The 21659-nt window shown below is 70.9% G+C and carries 29 protein-coding genes; 16 read left to right on the top strand and 13 right to left on the bottom strand.

Annotated elements, in window-relative coordinates; all coding sequences use genetic code 11:
- Positions 1 to 146: 146 nt before the first annotated feature.
- Together ACZ7OI_RS10965 and ACZ7OI_RS10960 are read right to left on the bottom strand one after the other, a co-directional pair.
- On the bottom strand, positions 147 to 611 hold the full coding sequence (locus ACZ7OI_RS10965; RefSeq protein WP_470263986.1) for a DinB family protein: 465 nt from the start codon (positions 609 to 611) through the stop codon (positions 147 to 149).
- Positions 612 to 630: 19 nt separating this feature from the next.
- Entirely contained in the window at positions 631 to 1227 is a 597-nt protein-coding gene (locus ACZ7OI_RS10960; RefSeq protein WP_470263985.1) for a class I SAM-dependent methyltransferase, read from the bottom strand.
- Positions 1228 to 1354: 127 nt separating this feature from the next.
- On the opposite strand from ACZ7OI_RS10960, the gene ACZ7OI_RS10955 reads away from it, so the two are divergent.
- Positions 1355 to 1672, top strand: a complete 318-nt coding sequence (locus ACZ7OI_RS10955) for a hypothetical protein (RefSeq protein ID WP_470263984.1) — start codon at positions 1355 to 1357, stop codon at positions 1670 to 1672.
- Entirely contained in the window at positions 1648 to 1839 is a 192-nt protein-coding gene (locus ACZ7OI_RS10950) for a hypothetical protein (RefSeq protein WP_470263983.1), read from the top strand. Before ACZ7OI_RS10955 ends, ACZ7OI_RS10950 begins: the two co-directional genes overlap by 25 nt.
- A gap of 24 nt (positions 1840 to 1863) precedes the next feature.
- Here ACZ7OI_RS10950 and ACZ7OI_RS10945 read toward each other — a convergent pair whose 3' ends face one another.
- The 3 genes from ACZ7OI_RS10945 to ACZ7OI_RS10935 form a co-directional block, all read right to left on the bottom strand.
- Positions 1864 to 2247 (bottom strand): DUF2267 domain-containing protein, encoded by a 384-nt coding sequence (locus tag ACZ7OI_RS10945; protein WP_470263982.1) that lies wholly within the window; start codon positions 2245 to 2247, stop codon positions 1864 to 1866.
- Between the two features lie 112 nt (positions 2248 to 2359).
- Complete coding sequence (locus ACZ7OI_RS10940; RefSeq protein ID WP_470263981.1) at positions 2360 to 2671, bottom strand: SRPBCC family protein; 312 nt, start codon at positions 2669 to 2671, stop codon at positions 2360 to 2362.
- Positions 2672 to 2756: 85 nt separating this feature from the next.
- The gene (locus tag ACZ7OI_RS10935) at positions 2757 to 3182 is read right to left on the bottom strand and encodes a DUF6292 family protein (RefSeq protein ID WP_470264313.1); all 426 of its coding nucleotides are present in this window, start codon (positions 3180 to 3182) and stop codon (positions 2757 to 2759) included.
- A 292-nt stretch (positions 3183 to 3474) separates the two neighbouring features.
- On the opposite strand from ACZ7OI_RS10935, the gene ACZ7OI_RS10930 reads away from it, so the two are divergent.
- Both ACZ7OI_RS10930 and ACZ7OI_RS10925 read left to right on the top strand, forming a co-directional pair.
- Entirely contained in the window at positions 3475 to 4086 is a 612-nt protein-coding gene (locus ACZ7OI_RS10930; RefSeq protein WP_470263980.1) for an HSP18 transcriptional regulator, read from the top strand.
- A gap of 389 nt (positions 4087 to 4475) precedes the next feature.
- Complete coding sequence (locus tag ACZ7OI_RS10925; protein WP_470263979.1) at positions 4476 to 4847, top strand: STAS domain-containing protein; 372 nt, start codon at positions 4476 to 4478, stop codon at positions 4845 to 4847.
- On the opposite strand, the gene ACZ7OI_RS10920 is transcribed toward ACZ7OI_RS10925, so the two are convergent.
- Positions 4848 to 6074, bottom strand: a complete 1227-nt coding sequence (locus tag ACZ7OI_RS10920) for a PP2C family protein-serine/threonine phosphatase (protein ID WP_470263978.1) — start codon at positions 6072 to 6074, stop codon at positions 4848 to 4850.
- A 260-nt stretch (positions 6075 to 6334) separates the two neighbouring features.
- On the opposite strand from ACZ7OI_RS10920, the gene ACZ7OI_RS10915 reads away from it, so the two are divergent.
- The 4 genes from ACZ7OI_RS10915 (at position 6335) to ACZ7OI_RS10900 (ending at position 8020) form a co-directional block, all read left to right on the top strand.
- Positions 6335 to 6760 carry an ATP-binding protein gene (locus ACZ7OI_RS10915; protein WP_470263977.1) on the top strand — a complete coding sequence of 142 codons (426 nt, stop codon included), beginning with the start codon at positions 6335 to 6337 and terminating at the stop codon, positions 6758 to 6760.
- Between the two features lie 71 nt (positions 6761 to 6831).
- Positions 6832 to 7065, top strand: a complete 234-nt coding sequence (locus ACZ7OI_RS10910; RefSeq protein ID WP_470263976.1) for a DUF2188 domain-containing protein — start codon at positions 6832 to 6834, stop codon at positions 7063 to 7065.
- 219 nt (positions 7066 to 7284) lie between these two features.
- On the top strand, positions 7285 to 7830 hold the full coding sequence (locus ACZ7OI_RS10905; RefSeq protein WP_470263975.1) for a methyltransferase: 546 nt from the start codon (positions 7285 to 7287) through the stop codon (positions 7828 to 7830).
- A complete protein-coding gene (locus tag ACZ7OI_RS10900) occupies positions 7817 to 8020 on the top strand; it encodes a CDGSH iron-sulfur domain-containing protein (protein ID WP_470263974.1) in 204 nt (67 codons plus the stop codon). The genes ACZ7OI_RS10905 and ACZ7OI_RS10900 overlap by 14 nt, the downstream gene beginning before the upstream one ends.
- A gap of 42 nt (positions 8021 to 8062) precedes the next feature.
- Here the strand turns inward: ACZ7OI_RS10900 and ACZ7OI_RS10895 are convergent, their stop codons facing one another.
- Both ACZ7OI_RS10895 and ACZ7OI_RS10890 read right to left on the bottom strand, forming a co-directional pair.
- A complete protein-coding gene (locus ACZ7OI_RS10895; RefSeq protein ID WP_470263973.1) occupies positions 8063 to 9043 on the bottom strand; it encodes an iron-containing redox enzyme family protein in 981 nt (326 codons plus the stop codon).
- A gap of 164 nt (positions 9044 to 9207) precedes the next feature.
- Positions 9208 to 9888 (bottom strand): nitroreductase, encoded by a 681-nt coding sequence (locus ACZ7OI_RS10890; protein WP_470263972.1) that lies wholly within the window; start codon positions 9886 to 9888, stop codon positions 9208 to 9210.
- 91 nt (positions 9889 to 9979) lie between these two features.
- Here ACZ7OI_RS10890 and ACZ7OI_RS10885 point away from each other — a divergent pair, with 91 nt between their 5' ends.
- Positions 9980 to 10561 carry a TetR/AcrR family transcriptional regulator gene (locus ACZ7OI_RS10885; protein ID WP_470263971.1) on the top strand — a complete coding sequence of 194 codons (582 nt, stop codon included), beginning with the start codon at positions 9980 to 9982 and terminating at the stop codon, positions 10559 to 10561.
- A gap of 25 nt (positions 10562 to 10586) precedes the next feature.
- On the opposite strand, the gene ACZ7OI_RS10880 is transcribed toward ACZ7OI_RS10885, so the two are convergent.
- Positions 10587 to 10880 (bottom strand): hypothetical protein, encoded by a 294-nt coding sequence (locus tag ACZ7OI_RS10880; RefSeq protein ID WP_470263970.1) that lies wholly within the window; start codon positions 10878 to 10880, stop codon positions 10587 to 10589.
- A gap of 423 nt (positions 10881 to 11303) precedes the next feature.
- On the opposite strand from ACZ7OI_RS10880, the gene ACZ7OI_RS10875 reads away from it, so the two are divergent.
- Both ACZ7OI_RS10875 and ACZ7OI_RS10870 read left to right on the top strand, forming a co-directional pair.
- Positions 11304 to 11696, top strand: a complete 393-nt coding sequence (locus ACZ7OI_RS10875) for a YciI family protein (RefSeq protein ID WP_470264312.1) — start codon at positions 11304 to 11306, stop codon at positions 11694 to 11696.
- Entirely contained in the window at positions 11693 to 12910 is a 1218-nt protein-coding gene (locus ACZ7OI_RS10870; protein WP_470263969.1) for an RNA polymerase sigma factor, read from the top strand. The genes ACZ7OI_RS10875 and ACZ7OI_RS10870 overlap by 4 nt, the downstream gene beginning before the upstream one ends.
- 110 nt (positions 12911 to 13020) lie before the next feature.
- Here ACZ7OI_RS10870 and ACZ7OI_RS10865 read toward each other — a convergent pair whose 3' ends face one another.
- Entirely contained in the window at positions 13021 to 13740 is a 720-nt protein-coding gene (locus ACZ7OI_RS10865) for an alpha/beta fold hydrolase (protein ID WP_470263968.1), read from the bottom strand.
- Positions 13741 to 13867: 127 nt separating this feature from the next.
- Between ACZ7OI_RS10865 and ACZ7OI_RS10860 the strand changes: the two genes are divergently transcribed.
- A complete protein-coding gene (locus tag ACZ7OI_RS10860; protein ID WP_470263967.1) occupies positions 13868 to 14209 on the top strand; it encodes a winged helix-turn-helix transcriptional regulator in 342 nt (113 codons plus the stop codon).
- On the opposite strand, the gene ACZ7OI_RS10855 is transcribed toward ACZ7OI_RS10860, so the two are convergent.
- Complete coding sequence (locus ACZ7OI_RS10855) at positions 14194 to 15048, bottom strand: LysR family transcriptional regulator (protein ID WP_470263966.1); 855 nt, start codon at positions 15046 to 15048, stop codon at positions 14194 to 14196. The two genes, ACZ7OI_RS10860 and ACZ7OI_RS10855, sit on opposite strands and share 16 nt — an antisense overlap.
- A 91-nt stretch (positions 15049 to 15139) precedes the next feature.
- Here ACZ7OI_RS10855 and ACZ7OI_RS10850 point away from each other — a divergent pair, with 91 nt between their 5' ends.
- Positions 15140 to 16132, top strand: a complete 993-nt coding sequence (locus tag ACZ7OI_RS10850) for an MDR family oxidoreductase (protein ID WP_470263965.1) — start codon at positions 15140 to 15142, stop codon at positions 16130 to 16132.
- An 11-nt stretch (positions 16133 to 16143) separates the two neighbouring features.
- Entirely contained in the window at positions 16144 to 17547 is a 1404-nt protein-coding gene (locus ACZ7OI_RS10845) for a CoA transferase (protein ID WP_470263964.1), read from the top strand.
- A gap of 101 nt (positions 17548 to 17648) precedes the next feature.
- Here the strand turns inward: ACZ7OI_RS10845 and ACZ7OI_RS10840 are convergent, their stop codons facing one another.
- Positions 17649 to 18074, bottom strand: a complete 426-nt coding sequence (locus ACZ7OI_RS10840) for a MerR family transcriptional regulator (protein WP_470263963.1) — start codon at positions 18072 to 18074, stop codon at positions 17649 to 17651.
- Between ACZ7OI_RS10840 and ACZ7OI_RS10835 the strand changes: the two genes are divergently transcribed.
- Positions 18073 to 18813 carry a methyltransferase domain-containing protein gene (locus ACZ7OI_RS10835; protein WP_470263962.1) on the top strand — a complete coding sequence of 247 codons (741 nt, stop codon included), beginning with the start codon at positions 18073 to 18075 and terminating at the stop codon, positions 18811 to 18813. The genes ACZ7OI_RS10840 and ACZ7OI_RS10835 overlap by 2 nt on opposite strands.
- A gap of 11 nt (positions 18814 to 18824) precedes the next feature.
- Here the strand turns inward: ACZ7OI_RS10835 and ACZ7OI_RS10830 are convergent, their stop codons facing one another.
- Entirely contained in the window at positions 18825 to 19394 is a 570-nt protein-coding gene (locus tag ACZ7OI_RS10830) for a hypothetical protein (protein ID WP_470263961.1), read from the bottom strand.
- 931 nt (positions 19395 to 20325) lie between these two features.
- On the opposite strand from ACZ7OI_RS10830, the gene ACZ7OI_RS10825 reads away from it, so the two are divergent.
- The gene (locus ACZ7OI_RS10825) at positions 20326 to 20826 is read left to right on the top strand and encodes a MarR family winged helix-turn-helix transcriptional regulator (protein ID WP_470264311.1); all 501 of its coding nucleotides are present in this window, start codon (positions 20326 to 20328) and stop codon (positions 20824 to 20826) included.
- The last annotated feature ends 833 nt before the right edge of the window (positions 20827 to 21659 follow it).

Genomic DNA, 21659 nt, shown 5'->3' with positions numbered 1-21659 from the left:
GGCGGGATCGCCTTTAAGTCGGCGTGTCGAGGAGCAGCGCGCCCGGCCCGGGGGGCCGTGCACGCTGACCCTCGACACGCCGACGCGATCCCGCGGCTGGGTCGGGTTGGGGGAGTGCGGGTTTAAGGCTTAGGTGGTGCTGGTTTTTAGCGGCCGGTGGTGCCGTCTATTAGTTCGCGGAGGATGTCGGCGTGGCCTGCGTGGCGGGCGGTTTCTTCGATCATGTGGGTCAGGGCCCAGCGGACTGTTGGGCCGTTGCGGCCTGGGAGGGGGGCGGCTAGGTCTGGGCAGGTGTCTAGAAGGTTGTTGGCTTGCTGCACTGTTTCTTGGTAGCGGGAGACTACGTGGGCGACGGTGTCGGTGGTGTGGAAGGTGGAGGGCCAGTTTTTGACGGGGTCGCCTAGGAAAAGGGACCGTTCTACGAAGGTTAGGTGGTTGAGCAGGCCTAGCAGGTTTGTGCCGGAGGGCACGGCGGCGGTGTGGGCTTCGGGTTCTGGGGCACCGTTGACTTTGGCGGCGACTGAGGTGCGGAGGTAGTCGAGGAATCCGCGCAGGACTTCGGGTTCGCTGTTTTCGGTGCGGGGTGGTGGGGTGTCGTGGCGGCGGGGCATGAGGGGGCTCCTCGGGGGGTCAGGTGGTGCGGCGGATGAGGAGGACGTGGTCGATGACTTCGGCAGTCTGGCCGTCGGGGCCGGTTGCGAGGCGGGTGGGGGAGTCGGCGCGGTCGATGGTCCATGTGGCTGGGTCTAGGGCTAGGTCTGCGGCGATCTCGGCTGGGCCGGGGAAATGAGCGTCGGGATCTTGATTCCACGACCACGGGGCGCTTGAGCCGTGGTCCACGATCAGCAATCGGCCGCCGGGGCGCAGGGCGTGTGCGGCGGTGCGCAGGACTGTCGCTCGGTCCAGTTCGAAGGGGGTTTGCAGGTAGTGCGCGGTCACTAGGTCGAAGTCGCCGGGAGGGAAGCTGACTCGGAGGTCGTGGCGTACGGCGGTGATGCGGGTGCCGGCGAGACGGTTGACTGCGACGGCCGAGATGTCGGTGGCGGTGACGGTCCAGCCGCGGCCGGCTAGCCAGAGGGCGTCGCCGCCGTTGCCGCAGCCCAGGTCCAGTGCGTCGCCGGGAGGGAGGGTGGAGACGGTTTCCACGAGCCGGGCGTTGGGCTGCGGGGTGGCGGGCGGCCGGGCGGCGTGCACTTCGTCCCAGAAAAGGGACGCGTCGGTGGTCATCGGTCGGCTCCTCAGGTCGGTGTGCGTCCAGGGTCGCCGGTGCCGTGTCCGGAGCGCGAGTGATCTTGCCGGAACGGCAACTCCCGCCTGCCGGACAGCGCGAACGGCCGGAAGGCGAGGAGCTGGAATGAAAATTGATGCCATCGACATCGTCCGGATCCTCGATGGCATCGCGGGGAGCGCGATGGGAATGCCGCCCCCGGCCCGTGGACGCCGATGGTCGGATCCGGATGCACGCCGCCGACTGGGCGCACTCACGACCGGCGACCCCGCGGATCCGGCTGTGCGGCAGACCTTCGCGCCGATCACCGGCCAGGCCGAGACCTTCGACGCGGAGACCGAACTCGTGCCAGGGCTGATCGCGCGCCCGGCCGCACTCCCGGCTCGACGGTGTTCGTGGTCAGCGACGCCGGAGAACGCGTGCTGCACCCGGCGGGCGAGCTGACCGACCCCGAACGGGACGGCATGTTCGATGTGGACCGGCCCGCGGCGACCGCGATCCGGCAGCAGCTCGAAGCGTCCGGCGACTTTTTCGCGCCCGCGCATTTCCCGGAACTGGCCTTCGGGCGGCTGGTCAGCGCGGACGGGATCCGGCAGTTCGCCTGGGCCTGACCGGGAACGCCCGGCCGAGGACGGTCACCCGCTGTGGCATCGCGGCGGCGTTTCCCGCGACCACGCGCACGGTTGCCGCGTCCCGCCCAACAGGACCAGCACGTCCGGGCTCACCCCCGCGCGCACCAGGGAGGCGAGCTCGGGCGAGGTTCGGCCCAGTGCCGAATAGACCGCGCTGACCAGGCATCTCGCCGCCCGCGGAGAACGCCTGGTGCGCAACGAGATTTCCATCAGCAGGGCCTCGCGGTCGCACGTGCGGCCCCGGTTCGGCGCGACGATGCCCAGCCGGGTTTGCTCGGCCAGAGGGAGGCATCGCAGCAGGCTGTCGACCACGCAGTCGATCGCGAGCCGGTTTCGTTCCGTGCTGATTCGGCGAGGCCCGGGCAGAATTTCCTTCCGCACCACCATGGGACCATCAACTCCTGGGCGCAGAGTAGCGGATCCGCGCCGCGGCGTGACCGTCCCGTTCCGTGCGACGGAAAACGATCCGGTGGTGTCCATTGTGGACCTGAAGGCGGGCTCAGCCGGGCGAGCCGGACAAAACGGCGAGCCGGTCGAGGGATTCGCGCAGCCGCGCGAGCACGTCGTCGCCGCGCTGACCGGCCGGAACCGACAGGTGCAGCGTCGCGCGGCTCGTGCCCGCGTCGCCGGAGGAGACCTGGAGCCAGCCGCCGCTCCATTCCAGCCGGAGCCGGTCGCCGCGCACCTGAACGAACGGCTGTCCGGCGACCTGAGCGGGCAGCCATTCGTTCAGGTGCGCGGCATCGGCGGCGACGGCGTACACGTGTTCCGCCGTCGCGGGCATGCGCCGCTCGGCTTCGAACTCGGTCATGATCTTGGCTGCCCGTTTCGCGGCGGCGCGAAACGGGACAGTCCACGATGGACGCTCATGGCAGGCGAGATGCCTGGCGTGCCGGTCAAACCGCTTCGCTGAGGATGGCGTCGAGATCCGCCGGGGTGCCCAGGGTCCGGAGTTCGGGCGGGGCGAGGCAGCCGATCCGGTGGTCGTCGTCGCGCACTGCGGCGGTGAACTCGGCGACGCGCGGCGCGGGCGGGGCGACCGAAGGCCCGCCCAGGTAGCGGATGACGATCAGGTCCTCGCCCGAATGCGTTTCGACGGCGGCGGCCCAGCCGTGGATTTCGTCCCACAGCAGGGCGACGTCGCGGCCGGGGTAGGCGGGGAGATGGCCGTCGAGGGCGACGTAGGCCGACACCGGGGTGTCGTGGTCGACAGTGCAGGACTCGAGGCCGACGCCCAGCGTGCCGGTGACGTCGGCGAGGTAGTTCCACAACCGCACCAGCGCGGGGTGCGACGGGCCGGTCTGGGCGGTGTGCAGCGGCATGGACACGGGGACAACGCCTTTCTCGCGCGAAGGATTCGCGCGGAACGGGGATCGCCTGCTCCGCGCGACGGACCGCGTGGGGTTCTCCGGCCAGCGGCCGGGACGCGCCCTGGCGGGCGGTCCGGACCTGATTCCCGGTGAAGGGGCCCGGGAAACCTGCGGAACGCGGCGAATCGGCCCGCGCGCTCGGCCGGTCATCCGGATTCACCTCCACGGTTCGACAGGGACGCCCTCTTCTTCTAGCATGTCGTCGAAATGATGACAACTGCCTAGTCGTCGAGAGGATGACGCAATGGCGGAAGTGGATCCCGCCCTGCTGGTCGAAGGCGTCCGCGAGGCGGTGCTGGCCGCCCGGCACGGCGAGGCGCCGGCCGAACGGTCGCTGGCCGCGCTGGCCGCGTTGCGGGCGCTGCGCGACCAGCTCGGCGAGTGGGAGCCGGAACTGATCGCGGCCGCGCGGGAGACGGGCGCGAGCTGGGCCGCGCTGGCCCCGGCGCTGGGCGTGGCGAGCAGACAGGCCGCGGAACGCCGGTACCTGCGGCTGCGGCCGTCGGCGACCGGGGAAACCACCGGGGAAGCCCGCGTCCACGCCGAACGCGGCCGCCGTGCGGGAGACCGGGCGGTGGCGGAGTGGGCCCGGCGCAACGCGGCGGTGCTGCGGCGGCTGGCCGCCGAAGTCAGCGCCGCGCCGGACCTGGACGCCGCTGGCCAGGAAAGCGCCGACCGGCTCGGCGTAGCGCTGGGAGAGGACGATGTCACGAACCTGCTGCCGCCGCTGGCGGACGTGCGCGCGCATCTCGGATCGCGGCATGCCGCGCTGGCGGACCGGGTCGGGGAGGTCGGCGAGCAGATGGACCGGTTGCGCCAGGACGCGGCCGGGCGGCGTCGTGGTCGTGGGCGATGAGGGGGCGGGGTATGCGGTCGGAGGATGGGCGTGTGCGTCTCGGATTGCGGCGTGCCGTGTCGACGGATCAGACCGGGGAAGTAGGCGAACGCCCGCACCGGTGCGCTGGCCGGAAAGTGTCGCGACCGTCCGGAATCGGCGGGCCCGGCGCCCCGCTGGCGGAGCACGCCGAACCGCCGTCCGCGCACCGCACCCGCCCGCAGTGAGCCGAACGTCGCATCCCGGGCGCCCCCGCGCTGCCGATGGTCCGGAGATCCGAGATCATTTCCCGCGGCGGCATTCGTGCGCGGCCGCCGTCGTAAGGCATGCTATTCGCGGTTGAGCAGCCAGCCGCGTACTTTTCCTGCCCGGACGCGAGCGCGCCGGGCTCCCTGAGGAGGGAAAGAGCGATGAGTGAGCTGACCGACCCGGTGATCGACCCGCCGGGTTCGCTGTCGATCGATCGGGCCGACCGCGCCCCCGCGGCGGTGCTGGCCCTGAACGGGGACCTGGACCTCGGGACCGCCCCGAAATTGACGGCCGCGGTCGCCGAAACCGTCTCCGGGAAGCCCCCGGTGCTGGTGCTGGACCTGACAGAGGTCGATTTCCTCGCCTCGGCCGGGCTGACCGTGCTGCTGGCCGCGTGCCGGGAGGCTCCGGAGGGAACCGAGGTGCGGATCGTCGCGTCCGGCCGGGCGACCCTGCGGCCGATCCAGCTGACCGGGCTGGAGCAGAGCCTGCCGCTGTACCGCACGCTCGAAGAGGCGCTGGCAGGCGAGTGATCAGGGCGTTCCGGCCCCGGCGGTGCGGTGGAGCACGACGAGTGCGACGTCGTCCTGCGGGGGCCGGGACCCGACCATCGCGGCCATGATCCGGGCGCAGGCCCGTTCCGGGTCCTCCGGCCGGACCAGTTCGGCGAGCTGGTTCATGCCGGCGTCGACGAGCCGGTCGCGCCGCTCGACGAGACCGTCGGTGTAGAACACGGCGACGGCTCCCGGCGGCAGTTCGACGAGGGTGGTGCGCCGCTGCACGGTGGCCCCGACGGTCAGGCCGACCGGCGGATCCGGCGGAGCCGCCACGAGTGCTGCCGGTTCGCCCGGCACCGCCACGACCGGCGGCAGGTGCCCGGCGAGCGAGAGGGCCATGCTGTCGTGGCCGGGTCTGAGAATGCCGTACGCGACCGTCGCCATCACGCCGTGTTCGAAGTGGTTGGCTTTGCGGTCCAGTTTGGCGAGGACTTCGGCGGGATCGTCGCAGTCGAGCGCGTACGCGCGCAATGCGCTGCGGAGCCGTCCCATGATGACCGCGGCGTCGAGGCCGTGCCCGGACACGTCGCCCATCACGATCCCGGTCTGGCCGCCGGGAAGCCGGAAGACGTCGTACCAGTCGCCGCCGAGCCCGGCCTCCGCGCCCGGCACGTAGCGGGCGGCCAGGCACAGGCCGTCGATGACGGGCAGGACGCCGGGCAGCAGGCTGCGCTGCAGGGCGATGGTCGCAGCCTGGTTCTGGTGCATGATCTCCGCCTGCAGCACGGCGGCGAGCCGGTCGGCGAGCAGCCGCAGGGTTTCGATGTCGGTGGTGGTGAACCTGCGCTCCCGCACGGCCCCGACGTGCAGCACGCCGACCAGTTCGGTGCCCGCCAGCATCGGGACGCCGAGCATCGTGTGCAGGCCGCGTTCGGACAGCAGCGCGTTGCGCACCGTGGTCTTGTCGACCTGGTCGATGACCACCGGCTCCCGGCGCGCGGCGACAGCTCCGGCGAACCCCGCGCCCACCGGCACCTGGACGCCCTGGTAGACCTCCTCCTCGAGCCCGGCTGCCGCGACGGCGACGAGGCGCGCCCACCGGGCGTCGTGCCGCAGCACAGTCGCGGTGTCGACGTCGAGGACGGTGCAAGCCCGGGCGAGGATTTTCGCGAGCTCCTCGCCGAGGTCGGCGTTGCTCGCCCCGGCGCCGAGGATTTCGGCGAGGCGAGTGCGCGATTCGGGCTCCGGCGCGTGAGGCGGCATGCAGCGACAGTAACCGAACCGGCTCCGACGTCCAGAGATGCGCGGCAACAGGTGTGAAGTCGGCCCTGTCCGGGTACGCCCGATTGGGCACCGGCGAAGTCGAGAAAGAGAAGGGGACTTCCCCACGTGAGGTCATGCGGCTGCGGCGAGGGGCGGGCAAGCGCGGCGGCGTTTTCCGGCACGGACATCTACCCGCGTCCCGTCGCGCCGCCGGCCGGAGAGGGGGCTTTTTGTCCCGGCCTGTGGAAGAGGGACCGGCTGTGACCGGCCCGGACGACGAACCCTGGGTGTTGGACCTGCGCGGCACCGGCGTCTCGGCGCTGCCGCGCGTGCGCGCCTGGGCGGGCAAGTCCCTGGGCCACCTGTCGCCGGATCACCTCGCGGACGTCCTGATGGTGGTCGAGGAACTCGCCTCCAACGCCTACGAGCACACCTCGGGCCCGTGCTATGCGCGATTGACCGTGCTGTCCCGGCCGTGCGTCGTGGTGATCGAAGTGGACGACCCGGAACCGGGCCGCCCGCGGGTCCGCCCGCCGGACTTCGAGCGGGCGCGCGGGCGGGGCATGCTGCTCGTCGACCGGCTCGCCGACGACTGGGGCGTGCACGAGCATTCCGGCGGCAAGACGGTCTGGGCCCGGCTCGGCTGCGGGGTGCCGGCGCGGGAGGCCTGCGAGTCGTCCCGCTGACGGCGCGGCGCAGTTCGCCGGCCCTGCCGCGGGGCGGAGTCGTCGGCGGGCGAGACGGAAGGAGCGGCGGAATGGCCGAAGGGGACATTCACACGTGTCGCGAGGGCAGGCTGTGGAAGAACCGGATCGAAGGCGTCCGCCGGGTGGCGAACACCGCGGCGCGCCGTGCCGACGCCGTGTCGGTCGGGCGGGAAATGGCGCAGGCGCACGGGGTCGGCCACTTCGTCCACGGAGAACCCCGGGCGGGCGGCGACGGCGAGATCGTCGAGCAGCGCTGCTACCGCCGCGCGACCGGCATGGGGTGATTTCGGTGCGGTGCGGCGGAAAACGCTGTTTGTCCTGAACGGACGGGGGTATCCCGGCGGACCGACCGAGATGGAGGACCGCCATGACGACGTCCGTGCGCACTGAAGCGGAGGCCCGGCCGCTGGGCAGACTGCTCCGCCTGCCCGGGGTCTGCCGTCCGCAAGAGGACACCGCCTTGCTCGCCGGAGTGCTGGCAGAGGACGCGCATCGGATGCGGAATGCGCTGCGCGGACCTGGGAACGGGCAGCGGCGCGCTGGCGATCGCCATGGCCCGGACGGGCGCGACGGTCGTCGCGACGGACGTTTCGCTGCGGGCGCTGGCTTCCGCGTGGCTGAACACCGTGCTGCGGGCGCTGCCGATCGGCCTGCTTCACGGCGGACTGCGAGAGGCAGCCGAGGCCGGACCGTACGACGTCGTGGTCGCCAATCCTCCCTGCGTGCCTTCGCCGGCGCCGACCGTCCAATCAGGTCGCGCCTGGGACGCGGGGCCGGACGGACGCGCGATGCTGGATCCGTTGTGCGCGGCCGCTCCTTCGCTGCTGACTCGTACCGGGGCGCTCTATCTGGTGCAGTCGAGGATGTCCGATGTGGACAAGACCCGGTTCGCGCTGGCGGCGGGCGGATTGCGCAGCGAGGTGCTGGCGCGGGCGGAAGTGCCGTTCGGGCCGGTGGTGTCCGAACGGCTGAAGTACCTGACCGAACACGGATTTCTGCGCCCCGGCGACCGCGCGGAGGAACTGGTGGTGCTCCGTGCCGCGCGATGAACGCCGGGTCCGGGTGGTGCCGGGCGGGCCGGTCTTGGTGGAGGGTCCGGTGGAGGCGTCCACTTCGGACGGACGCACGGTGCGGTCGGACCGGTTCGTCGTCGCGGTCTGCGCGTGCTGGCGCAGCAAGAGGTTTCCATGGTGCGACACCAGCCACCGGAAGCGGGTCCGGGGCCAGGACGGCGGCTGAGGCCGCGGCCTGGTCGCGCGAGCGGCGGCCAGGCCGTTCCCCTCAGGGCAGCGGTCGGCGCAGCGACGACAGCCCGGCTTGCCAGCAGCCGAGCAGATGCTGGTCCAGCTGCGCCTCCAGAAACCCGGTCGCCTGGATGCCCAGCACGACGTCCGCCGCCAGCTCCGGTTCTCCGGCCAGCAGGCCGCCGACGACCTCGTGCCGCATCACCTGCTCGTGCACCGCGTCGGCCTCGATGTGTTCGGTGTAGAAGAACCGGCAGGCCTCGGGCGCGTCCAGACGGCGCAGGATCCGGTCCATCCGCCGCGCGCCCGGGCCGGTGGTGATCTCCGCGGCGGCGAGGTGCCCGACCAGTGCGCCGCGCGACGCCCGGTGCAGGCCGAACATCGACATCATGTTGACCAGCGCGAGCATCGGCCCGGGAACGTGCTCCAGCAGGGCGAGGTAGCCCTCGGGCAGGCCGGCGGCCGCGAGCAGATCGGCGAAGAGCGTGGCGTGCGCCCGGTCGGCATGCCCGCCGCCGAACTCGTCGAACTCCACTGCCACCAGTCCGGCTTTCGCCGGACCGGACAGCCGCGGGATGGCCCAGGCGTGCGGGTCGGCCTCCTTGAGGTGGTAGATCGAGCGGTGCGCGAACAGCTCCCGCACGTGCCACCATTCTCCCTCGGCCAGCAGGAAACCGACCGCTCCGGCGGCGTCGCGTTCGGTCAGCAGCGCGTCGAGTTCGGCGCCGGAGTCGGAGCCGCCGGGAACCGAGTCGCGCAGTGCCGAGCGGAACGTGTTTTCCAGCTCCGCCCGGACTCGCAGCAGCTCGGTGTCCCATTCCCGCTCCGCGTCGATGCCCGGCAGCCCGCGGTAGTGCAGTTCGTAACAGAGATGCAGGGCGAGGTGGAGATCGTCGCCGAACGGGTCGGCGTCGCGGAGATCGACGGCGGTCTGGCCGCCGGGTTCGCGCAGGATTTCCAGCAATGCGGCGGAAACCGGCCCGCGAGCGGTCGGCAGTGCGGTGAGGGAGGTCGTCATCGTCCCCGGGTACCCGCCTGACGCGCCGTCACGCGTGGAACGGCGCGGGCGGCGATCATCGCGACCACGCCGTCCGGGCCTCCGCCGTCCACATGGCACCTGCAGGCTTCGTAATCAGTCGCCAGATCGCCGTAGTGCGCGCGTACCGGGCCGGTGGCCGCGGCTCAGCGGTGGAACCGCGTCGTCTCGGCCAGCGGGGCCCGTCCGACCGCGAACCGGTTGACCGGCGCGGCGCGGTCGGCGTAGCCGAACGAGATCCCGAACAGCAGTTTTCCGCTGTCGAGGCCGAGCGTTTCCCGGACCGTGTCCGCGTAGAAGCTCAGCAATCCTTGCGGGCAGCTGGAAACTCCGTGCGCCTGCATGGCCAGCAGCAGGGTCTGGCCGTACATTCCGACGTCCGCCGCGAGCCGGGCTTCGGCAGTGTCCGGGGCGAACAGCAGCGCGACGTGCGGGGCGCCGTAGAAGCGCAGGCTTTCGGCGTCGTAGGCGGCGCGCGCTTCGCGGTCGTCGAAGCCGATCTGCAGTGCTCCGTACAACGCGCCGCCTGCCGCGGCCCGGCGCTCCTGGTGCACCGCTTCGTAAATCGTTTCGCTGTACGGGAAATCGACCGACCGGCGACCCTCCTCGTGCGCGGCGACCAGTGCGTCGGCGAGTTCGTGCCGCTTCGCTCCGCTGACGACCTCGACCTGCCACGGCTGTGCGTTGGAATTGGACGGCGCCGCGGCGGCGAGGTCGAAAATCTCGCGGAGGGTGCGGTCCGGAACGGGATCGGGCCGGAACGACCGGGTCGCGCGCCGCCCGCGGATCAGGGTCGCGGCTGCGTCGGCGAGTGCGGTGTCGGGCATCGGGAGTACTCCTTAAGTAAACGATCTCGTGTACGTAAGCACGGTAGCAGGCTCCGGCGGCTTAAGTAAACGTTTCTGTACACTTAGGCTCATGGTCGAGGAGAAGGCGCGCCGGGCCGGTCGCGGCGGACGCGAGCGCGTGCTGGCCGCCGCCGCGGACCTGTTCGCCCGGCACGGCATCACCGGCACGACGATGGAGCAGGTCGCCGCCGCGGCGCCGGTGTCGAAACGGACGCTGTACCTGCATTTCCCGGTCAAGGACGATCTGGTCGTCGCCTACCTGCGGGACCTGGTCCGCTCCGGCGACACCCTGCACGACGTGCTGACCCGCGCGGATCTCCCGCCGCGGCAACGGCTTCTGGCGATGTTCGACCTGCCGGACTCCGAGCCGGTGCGCGGCTGCCTCTTCGTGGACGCGGCGGCGGAGTACCCCGACCCGGACAGCGCGGTGCACGCCTACGTGCGGGAGCAGAAACTGCTGATGCTCCGGCTGGTCTCCGACCTCGTCGCGGAGCTGGGGGCCGCGGATCCCGCCGGGCTCGCCGAGCAACTGGTCACGCTGGCCGACGGAGCCGCGAGCCGGGCGATGGTGCTCGGCGATCCGGGTTACGGCCGCCATGCGCGAGCGGCTGCGGAGGTGTTGCTGGAGCGCGGTCTCGGGAGCGGCGGTTAGAACCGGCATCGCCGCCCGCGAGACGTCAGCGCGTTGCGGGGAGGTCGACGAGCGGCACCTCGCGGACGAAGCACGCGGCCGCCAGTGAGAGAGCCGCCACGAGGAGCGTCGCTGCGGCGACGGCGTGCAGTCCGTCGGTCACTGCGGCCGGTCTGGTTCCGCTGCGGGTCAGCGCGATCGTGTTCTGGATCAGGCAGCCGAGCCCGGCCCCGCTGGCCGGCTGCCTGTCCGGCCGGTGCGGACGCCGCGGTGGGCGCCGGTCCGGATGGTCCGTGCCGGGCGAGAATGGTTGCGGCAGATCCTTTCCGCCTCGCGGCATCACGTTCCAGCGCACACGGACCTGGAAGGAGTCCCGCGATCCCGGCCTGGAGGCCAAGCCGGATCGGATCGAGGAGGTTCCCGGACCGGTGTTTCGCCTTCGACCAGTTCGGGCCGCGGTCGATCCGCCCGTGTCACGGCACCTGCTGGGCCGCCCGCTGTCATCCCGGCCGGATGGCCAACTCCGACCACCCCGAGCACCCAGCGCTGGCACCGGAAATGCACGCAGGTCCGCGCTGGCGCGATGCGAACAACCGCCATCCCGACGTAGCGGCCGCGCAACGCCGGGAACGCCCCAGGGCAGCGTGACCGGCTCGGTGATCAATAGTGGCAACCGTCACTAGACTTCGTGTCCGGACCGGCGGCTCGACTCCGACGTCTCCGCTGAAAGGTTCCCAGTGGAGAGGACACGAACGTGAAGTACATGATCATGCTGTCGTTGACCCAGCAGGACCTGGACATGATGGCCGGCTGGTCCCCGCAGGACGCGGCCGCGCTGCACCAGTTCATGGCGAAGTGGAACAACGACCTGGTCGAGTCCGGCGAGTTCGTCGACGCGCACGGCCTCACCGCGCCCGTCCACGCGCGGCGGGTCTCGCTCAAGGACGGCGTCCCGGTGGTCACCGACGGGCCGTACGCGGAGACCCAGGAGGTGCTCGGCGGATACACCATCGTCGACTGCGCGAGCTACGACCGGGCCACCGAGATCGCCGCCCAGCTCGTCAACACGCCCCACCCGGCAGGCGCCGCGTTCGCGCACGACTTGCACGTGGACATCCGGCCGATCGCCGGGTCCGCGGCCGAGTCGCTGGAGTGAACGACCGTTTCGCCGAGGGCCTGCTGCGCGAGTTGGCGCCGCAGGTCCTCGGCGCGGTCGTCCGGCGCTACGGCCATTTCGACACCGCCGAGGACGCCGTGCAGGAGGCGTTGATCGCGGCCGCCCAGCAGTGGCCTGCCGAGGGGGTCCCGGACAACCCGAAGGCCTGGCTGATCACGGTCGCGTCGCGCCGGCTCACCGACCTGCTGCGGGCCGAGCAGGCCCGGCACCGCCGTGAACTGGACCAGCGGCCGGTTCCCGCCGGACCCGTCGCGGACTTCGACGACACTCTGATCCTGCTGTTCCTGTGCTGTCACCCGGCGTTGTCCCCGGCGTCCCAGATCGCGCTGACGCTCCGCGCGGTCGGCGGTCTCGCCACGGCCGAGATCGCCCGCGCGTTCCTGGTGCCGGAGTCGACGATGACCCGGCGGATCACCCGCGCCAAGCAGGCCGTCAAGGACAGCGGCATCCCGTTCGGCCTGCCGGCCGACCGCGGCGAACGGCTCGGCGCCGTCCTGCACGTGCTGTACCTGATCTTCAACGAGGGCTATGCCACCACGGCCGGCCCGGACCTGCACCGCGCCGAGTTGTCCGCCGAGGCGATCCGGCTGACCCGGATCGTGCACCGCCTGCTGCCCGAGGACCCCGAGGTCACCGGGCTGCTGGCGCTCATGCTGCTGGTCGACGCCCGCCGGCCGGCCCGCACGGGCCCGGACGGCGCCGTGATCCCGATGGACGAACAAGACCGAAGCCTGTGGAACACCGGGTTCGTCACCGAGGGCGTCGCGTTGATCAGCGGCGCGCTTCCCCGCGGGCCGATCGGCCCGTACCAGGTGCAGGCCGCTATCGCCGCCGTCCACGACGAGGCGCCCACGTCCGCGGACACCGACTGGCCGCAGATCAAAGCCCTGTACGAGGTACTGCTGCGCATCAACGACAACGCGGTGGTACGGCTCAACCACGTCGTCGCGGTCGCGATGGCCGACAGTCCCCAGGCCGGGCTGGACCTGCTCGACCCGCTGGAGACAACGCTGGCCAAGGACCACCGGCTGCACTCGGTCCGCGCGCACCTGCTCGAAATGTCCGGCAACCGCGAGGCGGCCCGGGTGTCCTACGAACACGCGGCCCGCCTCGCGATGAGCCTGCCTCAGCGGCGTTATCTCCGGGCCCGCGCGGCAAGGTGCGCGCGAGACGGCCGGTCGGCAGGCGGGTGAAGCGCGGCGGGTCCTTCAGCTCGCTGCCCTCGGCCAGCAGGGCCATCCCGTGGATCAGACCGACTCTCGGTCAGCGACGCGTCGTCCTTTGATCATTACTGGTCACCGCACTAGGCGAGCTTCAGCAGCAGTTCGCTCAGCTCGACCGGCATCGTGACCATGCAGTCGTGCCCGGTCGGCAGCTCCCACACCTGCGACGGCGTCCCGTTGGGCTGGATCGCCGGGACCGGTCTGCGGGTGATGCCTTCCGGGGTCGCGCCGACGCAGTGGATGTGCGTCCGCGGGATCGCGCGCGCGGCCGGATTGTCGAGCCGCACGGGCTGTTGCAGACAGCGAATCGGCTGGTCGGAGAGCATCTCGCGCAGCCACGCGACGTCGGCCGGATCGGTGACGCCGAACAGTCCGAACGGCGCGGGCCGCTCCGGGAGCGGGGGAACGCGCCAGCCGTCGCCGTGCTGTGCGGCCAGGTCGATGAGGGTTTGGCTGACCGGCTGGACGTCGACCGCGGTTTCGCCGTCCTCGGGGACCATGGCGTCGAGATAGACCAGTTCGGAGACCCGGCCTGGCACTTCGTTGGCGGCCGACGAGATGACCAGCCCGGCGTAGCTGTGCCCGACCAGGACCACGCCTTCCTCGTCGCGAAGCAGCTCCACGATGTCCTGGACATGGGTGTCGAGCCCGATTTCCGGGCTGAGCAGGTCCTTCTTGTCGCCGTAGCCGGTCAGCGAGGGCGCGAGCACCCGGTGCCCGGCCGATTCCAGCAGCGGGACCACCCGGTCCCAGGCCCGGCCGCTGTGCCAAGCGCCGTGGACCAGCAGAAACGTCGTCATAATCAGGATTCCTCGGGGATTTTCGGTTATCGGAAGTAACCCAGTACTGTTCGAGAACCATCGTGATCGTCCGCGCGGCGGCGGGCAATAAGGCACTAATTAGTGCCCCGGTTCTCCGGAGGTAACCATGGCCGACGACGTGTGCCGGACCCGAGCGGTCCTGCAGATCGTGGGGGACAAGTGGGCGCTGCTGATCGTCCGCATGCTGCGCGACGGCCCGCGGCGGTTCACCGAACTCAAAAGGGAAATAGAAGGAATCAGCCAGCGGATGCTGACCGTCACGCTGCGGGATCTGGAACGCGACGGGATTCTCACCCGGACTGTCCGCAATGTCATGCCGCCGCACGTTTCCTACGAGCTGACGGCCATGGGCCGGACCCTGCGGGAAGCGACCGCGCCGTTGCTGGAATGGAGTGTCGAGCATTTGGCGAAGATCGAAAAGGCTCGCGCGGACTACGACGCCCGCTGAACGGAATGCGCCAGTTCGCTGAAGCGGCGCAGCAACGGATCGCTTGACCGGCGCGTCGGCCACAGCAGGCGCAACGCCACCCGAGGCGCGTTCCGCAACGGGAGATGCGCGACTCGCGCGTGGGTGTGCGCCTCGGCGGCGGACGTGGTGGTCGACCCGACGGCCCGGCCGGACGCGATGATCGTGAGCCATTCGTCGTAGCTGCCGCACTGGATCACCTGCGCGGGCCGGTTTTCCGGCGGCCAGTCGAGCGGACTGGTCGCGCCGCTGACCGTGTTCACGACCACCGGATGCGCGGCCAGCTCCGCCCAGTCCAGTTCCGCGTACGCCGCCAGTTCCGAACTCGCGGCAACAGCGGCCAGCCGGTCCTCCTCGAACAGCAAGGTTCCGCTGATCCCGGACGCGTCGACGTCCCCGCGTACCAATGCCGCGTCGACGTCGCCGGAATGCAGGGCGGCCACGATGTCGTCGCGGCGCAGGAGAGTGGCGGTCGCGCCGGTCGCGGTTTCGAAGGCGGCCAGCAGATCGCTCGCCCACGGATCCGGCAGCGCCCACTGGAACCCGATCCGCAGCCCGGCATTCCCGCCCGCCGCGGCGAGTGCGGTGTCGAGATCGCGCAACACGACGCGGAGCCGTCCGAGCAGTTCGCCGCCTGCTTCGGTCGGTTCGGCGCCGTGCGGCGTGCGCTCCAGCAGACGGGTCCCGACCGACTCTTCGAGCTGCTGAATCGTGCGCGTGAGCGCGGGCTGGGTGATCAGCAGTTCGCGGCTCGCGGCCGTGAACGTGCCGCACGTCGCGACCGTCACGAATGCGCGCAGATGCCGCAGTTCGACCTCCATGTCCGGCAGCCTACCCAGCTATGCGCGCCGCGCATGGCGTCGCTGTGACAGGCATTTCCCTGTCAGGTTCCGGATTTCTACCGTGGAAAGCATGGAGACGACGGACTTCCCCGGCTGGATCGCGCGCGACACCACTGGCGCGACGCTCGATCAGCTCGACCCGGCGTTGCTGGACGCCCTCGACACCACCGTCCGCGTGCGGTATTCGAGCATCAACTACAAAGACGCGCTCGCGCTGCACGGCCGCCCCGGCGTGATCCGGCGGCATCCGCTGATCGCCGGGATCGACCTGACTGGCGAGGTGATCGAGTCTCGACATCCTCGGTGGCAGGCGGGCGACCTTGTCACGCTGAACGGTGCGGGCCTCGGCGAAGACCTGCACGGAGGTCTCGCGGGCCTCGCGGCGGTCAACGGCGACGACCTCGTCCGCGTCCCCCCGGAACTCGGCCCGCTCCGCGCGGCGGCAATCGGCACCGCCGGATTCACCGCCGCGCTGAGCCTGCTCGCTGTGGAACGCCACGGTCTGGCCCCGGAAACCGGACCGATCCTGGTCACCGGCGCGGGCGGCGGCGTCGGCTCGATCGCGGTGGCGCTGCTGGCGGCGGCCCGATACGAGGTCATCGCCGCGACCGGCCGTCCTTCCGAACTGTCCGCGCGACTCGCCGCGCTGGGGGCTACGCAGGTCCTGGACCGCGCCGAACTCACGTCTTCCGGCAAGCCGTTGGGCAAACAGCGCTGGGCAGGGGTGGTCGACGCGGTAGGCGGCCCGGTCCTCGCCGGCGCGCTGGCCGGTCTCCAGCATTCGGGGGTCGCGACGACCTGCGGACTCGCCGGTGGCGCCGAGTATCCCGGCAACGTCCTGCCGTTCATCCTGCGCGGCGTCTCCCTGCTCGGGATCGACTCGGTCCGCACGCCGCCGCTCCGCCGCGAGGCCGCCTGGCAACGCCTGGCCCAGTTGCTCGATCCGGCGCTCCTGGACTCCGTGACGCGCGTCGTCCCGCTCTCCGGCGCCAAGGACGCCGCCGCTTCGCTCCTGGCCGGTGCCGGTACCGGCCGCATCGTGGTCGACGTCGCTTCGGCCTGAAAGGAAAGACAATGCCCGCCTTCGACGAACTGATGACCTTGCGCGACGGCCCGCGCCCGGCGGCCGACGAGGTCACGATCACCGGCGCGGACCCGCTTTTCGCGTCGCCGTTCCGGATCGGCGAAACCCTCGCCGACGCACTCGCCGCCCGCGCGGTCGCCGCGAACGACCTGTGGGAACTGCGCACGGGACGTCGGCAGAAGATCGGCGTCGACGTCCACGCCGCGGCGGCTACCGCTCTCGGCGGCGAAGACATGACGCTCGTCCGTGCCGCGGACGGCGAGTACCGCCCCGCGCCGCTTTCGCCCGCCGTCGAGCACATGGTCGCGCTCACCCAGCCTTGGCCGACCGCCGACGGACGCTGGTTTCTGCCGCATTTCAACCTGCCGCACCTGGAACGCCGGGTCCTGGACGTCCTCGGCTGCGAGCCGACGCCGTCCTCCGTCGCCGCCGCGGTCGCCAAGTGGAAGGCCGATGACCTCGAGGACGCCATCGCCGCCGCCGGCGCGTGCGGCGGAGTCGTGCGCACGCCGGACGAATGGCTGGCGCATCCGCACGGTTCCTACCTGGCCACGCGCCCGGTTGTCGAGATCACCAAACTCGCCGACAGCGCCCCTTCGCCGCTGCCCGATGGCGGCGCTTCGCCTCTTTCCGACGTCCGGGTCCTGGACCTGACCCGCATCCTGGCTGGTCCCACCGCGGCGCTGAGCCTGGCCGAACACGGGGCGAACGTCCTGATGGTGACCGCTCCGCACTTGCCCCAGGTCGCGCCGTTCGTGCGGGATACCAGCCACGGCAAGCGAAGCACGTATCTCGATTACTCCACAGTGGACGATGCGGCCCGGTTGCGGTCTTTGGCCAGCACCGCGGATGTGTTCGTCGAAGGCTACCGCCCGGGCCGGATGTCCGCCCACGGCTTCGGCCCGGAGGATCTCGCCGCGCTGCGCCCGGGAATCGTCTACGTGAGCGTGAACTGCTTCGGCTCCGGCGGTCCGTTCGGAATGCGCGCCGGATGGGACCAGGTCGCGCAAGCCGTGACCGGCGCCTGTGTGATCCAGGGCGGCGACCGTCCACAGTTGACTCCGGTGTACCTGTGCGACTTCCTGACCGGCTTCCTCGGGAGTTACGGCGCGATGCTGGCCCTGGCCCGGCGGGCTAGGGAGGGCGGGTCGTATCATGTGCAGGTTTCGCTGTGCCAGTCGTCGATGTTGTTGCAGCGACAGGGGTTGGTGACTGATTACGCGGATGCTGCGGGCCGTCTTTCGCCTGCGGAATTCGAGCGGTACGCGGTTTCGGACGACGGCACGGCTTACGGCGATTTGAAGAGCCTCGGTCCGGTGATCCGGATGAGCGAGACCCCGCCGCGCTGGGAGGGGACGACGCCGCGGCTGGGGAGTTCACTGCCGGAGTGGTGAGGTGGGGGCCGGACCTGTTCTGCGCGACCGGCAGTCTGGTTCCTGTCGCCTGGCCGCAGGCGGTGCTCTCAGGCCGCATTTCCAGCTGAGCGTGCCCTGGTTCAGGCTGAGCCAGGGCCTTGGACGACTGACTGGAAATGCGGACACGACGCGAGATCGTCGTGTCCGCAACCGAGAGCGCAGTCGACCAGGTCGAGCGACGCTTGAGCTTCGGCGATCCTGGCGGCCAGTTCGGCCCGGCGGCGGCGCAGAAGACAGCCGCGCCGCTCGGGTTCGCGCACGGTGAGCAGTTCGCCGATGTCCTCCAAGCTGAAGCCGGCTTCTTTGGCCCGCAGGATCACCGCGATCCGGCGGAGGTCGCCCTCGCCGTAGCGGCGGCGGGATCCGGCGGCTCGCGCCGGGGTCAGCAGGCCGACCGATTCCCAGTGCCGCAGGACGTGCGTTGCCAGGCCGAATCGCTCGGCTGCCTCGCCGATGGCCAGCTCGCTTGACTTCATGTCGTCATTAAGTCGCAGCATGGCGGACATGTCCAACGAAACTCTCCTCCGCCTGCTCGACACCGCCGACGCGCTGCCCGGCGCGGCCGACCTGCGCGCCCGCACCTACGACCTGCTGCGCCTCGACCCCGGACAGGCGGTGGCGGACGTCGGCTGCGGCTCGGGCAGGGCCGTCGCCGAACTCGCGGGCCGCGGGGCGAAGGCGGTCGGCGTCGACCCTGACCCGGGGATGCTCGACGCCGCCCGCCAGCGCTGGCCACGGCTGGACTTCGAAGCGGGAACCGCGGAAGCGCTGCCGCTTGCCGACGGTGCGGTGGCCGGGTATCGCGCGGACAAGGTGTTCCATGACGTTCGCGATTTGACGGCAGCCTTCGCCGAGGCTCGCCGCGTGCTGGCGCCGGGGGGACGGATCGTGCTGGCCGGCCAGGACTGGGACACCGTAGTGATCGACTCCGACGACTCAGCGCTGACCCGTACGATCGTCCACGCCCGCGCGGACCTGGTGACCCGGCCCCGGGCTGCTCGCGCCTATCGGACTCTGCTGCTGGACAACGGCTTCACCGACGTTTCGGCCGAGGTGCCCACCGCGGTCTTCACCGACGCCGCGATGCTGCCGATGGCGACCGGCCTGGCCGAAGCGGCTCGCGCGGCCGGAGCGATCGAGCGCGAGCTCGCTGACGGGTGGATCGCCGAACAGGCCGCCCGAGCCCGGGACGGCCGGTTGTTCCTGGCCGTGCCGTTGTTCGTCGCTGCGGCTGCTCGGCCTTGAACCTTCGGCCGCTACGAGGTTTCCTCCTGCTTCCGACGATGCGTCGCGCAGCCGGGGTTCGCCGCGTTCCGGGCGTTCCAGGCTGCCAGCATCTTCTCGTACCGGGCCTCGAATTCGGCACCCCGGCCGGCTTGCCACGGCGATACGGCCAGCCGCCGGGTCACCAGGAGGTCGCTGGACTCCGTCCGGGCGGCATCGAGTCTCCGGCGGCAAGGATCGGCGAGCATCGCCTTGGCCACCGACTCGTAGATCGCTGACCTGAGTTTCGAGAAAGCGGTGCATTCCTCGTGTTCGTGATGCGGGCGGTCTCCCCGGGCCTCCTGCGCCGCGTCGGCGAGTTGCGGGCCGAGCCGCCACGAGACCAGCACGCCGTCGAGTTCCGGCCGGCGGACGGCGACGATCGCGCCGGACATGCCGGTCGGCGCCGGGGCGGGGATCACCTGCAGTCCGGCCGCGACGAGTTCGTCCCGGACGATCCGGGCCAGGGTTTCGAGGCGGTGCAGCCGGGCGGGTTCGTTCGCGGTCAGGCCTGGGCCTTCCCGGTGCTCGGGTGGCGGGTTTCGCAGTCGGGGTTCTGGCATCCGGCGGCGTCCCGAGCTGCCCAGGCCGCTTGCATTCTCTCCGTCCGCGCCGCGCTCCGGGAGTTCCGGCGGGCCCGGCAGGGGGATTCGGCGAGCCGCTGGGAGACCAGGAGTTCATCGGACGCGCGGGCGCCGTCGATCCGGTCCACCGCGAACCCGGCGGCGGTGAGGATCGCGAGCATCGCCTCGGCCATTGAGTCCCGGACCCGGCTTGCTCGGTGAAGGCGGCGAATTCCTCGCCTTCGCGGTGGGTGCGTCGTCGCACGCGGCCGTCAGCGCATCGCTGGACTGGCTGCGTTGGTGCCAATGGACGACTACGCCGCGATGGTCTGGTTCATCGACGCGCACCGATGCGCCAGCATCCGCCCCCGGCTTGCCTCAGGGACAGCCCGGCCGCCAGGAGTTCGTCTCGGACTGCATCGGCGATGAGTCGATCTTCCCAGTCCGGTGGTCGGATACGAGGCGGGATGCGATTTCGGGATGAAGCCGTTCAGTTCCAGGGTATTCGTCGGTTCCTGGTCGGCCGTTTCGGGTGAATCGGTTTCTAGAGCGCAAATCGGGGTGTTTGGCGAGCTTGCGTGATGTGCGCTGGCGGTGCGGGACTACCGTGCGGCCTGCCGGCATTGAGGGCGCGCGCACGATCTTGGCCACGACGTGCTGGCCGAACCTCTGGCCTCTCATCGCGGGTTGCTGGGCGCCGCGTGGAGACAGCGGCGGCTCGACCAGGTGGCTCTTCCTGATGGGCGGAGCGGCCCTGTTTGACCGGAATCAGCGGAAATCGGCTGGTGCTGCCCGAGCGGCGAGTGCCGGGCCGCACTTTGTCCGAGGACGTACTATTGTGAGCGGGCAGGGATGCGGGGACAGGCTTGGGCGGGCCGGACGGTCTGCTGGGGCGCGGGTGCGTAGTTAAGGTCGAGGGATGTCGACAGCAGTGGGTGGGTCAGCGAAGGGCGGCTCGCGGGCGGGGCGGCGGGTCAGCCTGGAGGCGCCTACGGATCTTGCCGCAGCGCCTGGATATGGGGCTCGGCGGCTGTATCAGGCGTATTTGGCGGCTTGGAATCGGCATGTCGATTCGGTGCTGACCGGGCCGCAGTTCGCGGTGTTGTCGGCGGTGCGGGCTTATCCGGGGTTTGACCAGACCGCGTTGGCCAAGGCGGTCGCGTTGGACACTTCGACGATGGCGGATGTGTGTCGGAGGTTGGAGAACCGGGGGCTGATCGCGCGGGGGCCTGCGCCGCATGACGCGCGGGCGAAGGTGCTGACGTTGACGGAGGACGGGGCGGCTGCGTTTCGCGAGGTGACTCGGCGGACGCGGAAGCTGGATCAGGCGTTGCTCGCGGACTGCCCGGAGGAACGGCGGGCGGAGATCGCGGGGTTGTTGAACGAACTGGGGGCGTTGTGGGAGGCGGTTGCTGAGCGGTCGGAGATTTGACGCTTGGTCCGTCTCGGGCGGCTCGTCGCCTGGCGGCGACATTGCGCCTCGTTTAGTGGGGGCACCCCGAAGCCCATTGTGATGACGGGTGGCAGGTGCTTGTCAAGGCGGGAAAGATGCCTTGACAAGCACCTGCCACCCGCATTTGTGGCTTCGTATCGGGGTGCGGGGGAGTGTGGCTGCGCTGGTCGGGTTGGGTGCGTCGGTCGCCTTGAGAGGGTGGGCGCGTGGCTTGGGTGGGTGGGGTTCGCGGGTGTCGGTCGGGTGGGCTGGACGCGAAGGGCTGATCGAGGGAGTCCGCGTCTGGGAAGGGGGCGTCGCGGCATCTTTTGTGGGTCGTGAGGGTGGCTCTCACGGAACGCCTTGCTGCACAAAGTCAATCCGGTCGGAACCGCTCCGCAGTGCCGGTTGAGCCGGAACGGTCCCGCAGTGCTGGGTCGATTCTGAGTGATCCCGGCGCGTCAGTCCGGCCGGAGCGGTCCCGCCGGTGTTAGTCCAGCCGGAATGATCCCGCAGCGCCGATCGAGCAGGAATGGTCCCGCAGTGGCAGCCCGGCCCAGTCAGCTCGGCCCGGTCAGTCCAGCCCGAACAGTCCCGCAACGTCAGTCCATCCGGGCCGCTCCCTCAACGCCCACTCGACCGAACCCGCCTGGCAACCCCAACCCCTCTGGCGCACCGCCGCGATCCCGCAGCACGGCCCCGCTCGGTGACCACCCCGGCACCCAGCGCCTCCAAAACACCCCGCCGCCGCAAAACTTCCCCGTCGACTATTGCGTGTTCGGATAATCCGTGTTCGGATTAACCGCGTCCGGGTGAGGGTCGGCCGGTGGTGG

This window comes from Amycolatopsis sp. NPDC114503, from assembly GCF_055633655.1.
The sequence above is the reverse complement of the archived record's forward strand: the minus strand, read 5'-3'. Positions and strand labels throughout refer to the sequence as shown.